This window comes from Candidatus Thermoplasmatota archaeon (assembly GCA_034660695.1).
Classification (GTDB): Archaea; Thermoplasmatota; E2; order UBA202; family DSCA01; genus JAYEJS01.
Map to the genome: position 1 here is coordinate 1 of JAYEJS010000065.1, position 1725 is coordinate 1725.

At 36.9% G+C, this 1725-nt stretch carries 1 protein-coding gene; it reads right to left on the reverse strand.

The window, feature by feature from the left end:
* Nucleotides 1-436 precede the first annotated feature (436 nt).
* Nucleotides 437-1675, reverse strand: coding sequence for a hypothetical protein (locus U9O96_03135; GenBank protein ID MEA2054101.1), 1239 nt, complete (start codon nt 1673-1675; stop codon nt 437-439).
* Nucleotides 1676-1725 lie beyond the last annotated feature (50 nt).

Consider the following 1725-nt stretch of genomic DNA (forward strand, 5'->3'; position numbering starts at 1 on the left):
TGGAACTGAAGAACTTCTTTATCAGTGACTTCTCGCTTGAGTGTTTTGTTTCCACTTTTCGGTATTCTTATTCGAGCCATGCTATGTATAATGGCTTTCATTATATAAAGTATGCGGGTTAATTAAGAGTGATTAACTATATCATAGATATGGATCACGGATTCGCCATAATACATATAAAGAGCGCAATTAAAATAGAGCGAACACCAGGAGTGGCTGCTTTTTTATTATCTGCGCTCGCATCGAACCCATCCAATAATTAAACTGTACCCGATTGAATAATGATGCATAAATGGTCTAACGACCAACGTAAATGATAATAACCTATCACATTCCATATCAAAACAAACATATCAAACAATTTCGAGAGAAAAAAGTAGAATAATTGATAGAGCCACAGCTATCCCAAGGCAAGATTTTCCTTCAGAGTGAATTTCTAAAGTCCTGGCCTAACAAACATATCGCACCACGCTTTATTCTTGAAATATGCTCGAATATTGTGTTCGCAGGAAATCAAGATAGAAAATTTATGTCTGTTTTCCGGCTTCCTAAAATAGCACTTGTATCTTCTCGATTCAAGATTACCAAAGTATCTTTCCCCGAGTTTTCGCATTCGATATTTTTTGCTGTCAAAATCTTTCCGAGATTTCTTTCTGTAAGACTTGCGTGGATTTCCTTTTTTCTGTTTAATATGCAATTCTAACCCAAATTTATATGCTTCACGGTAGTTTTCTTCAACATCGAACTCTGGATCTCCAAGAAGAATCGAGCCCAGTGGTAAGCAAGGAATGATGTCTTTAATCTTGTTCGTCGGATTTTTGATGCACCTCACGGTACTGGTAGCTGTTCTAGTAACGGCAAGATACTTTTGATATTCCCTGTGAAGCTCTCCTTTCATAGCTATTTTTTTCTCTACTAAAGTTTCACAAGTTATTGCCGAGCCATCTATCACAAAAATGTCCAAATTCTCGCCGAATTTTGAATAATTCTCAACCAAAAGTTCGTCTAGCCTTTGTACTGCTTTTTCAAGCCATTCGGATGGTATCTTTTCGAATATGTGATGCAATTCTGAAGGACATGGGTACCTTTTACTTCCGTCTATGGTCATATTGTAGTCTATTTTTTTCAGTTCTGCAGCCAATGTAACAAAAGAATTCATTCCCTTAGCCAATAGTGAGGCTGCCAGTTTTTTACCATCGTAAATAGGTGGTCTACCTCTTTTCGATTTTTCGAATGGTGCTCCTAGTTCTTCAACAACTTCTTCGGCTATTTTTATCTCTTCTCCAAATGTTATTTCTAATTTGTCTAGACATCCTCTAAAAGGTCTCCTTGTCTTTGTAGACCAAGGTCTTTTACGTTTGTTTCTTAGAGAATATCTTTCTTCCCGTAATATTTGGTTTATTATCGTATTTTCAGTTCTTTCAGAGATCATGTTTATGATTTCTTCGAAGGATATATCTCCTTTGATTAAAGCTGCAAATTCTCTTGGAATTAATGTATGTGGAACCGCGATGTCTAGTAGTGGCAGGAATTCTCGCTTCGATAGGATTTTATTTATTCCAAATAGATGGTGCGACTGTTTCGCGATGCCAACACCTTTGTATTCACACTGTAAGCAAACTTCGTCATCGAGGTTTGAGGAAGTAAACCCCAAACCTTTCCCCTCCGTTATCACGCATAAATAAAGGGAATAGATTTAAAATTCCCTTCGCATATTCCGATTTA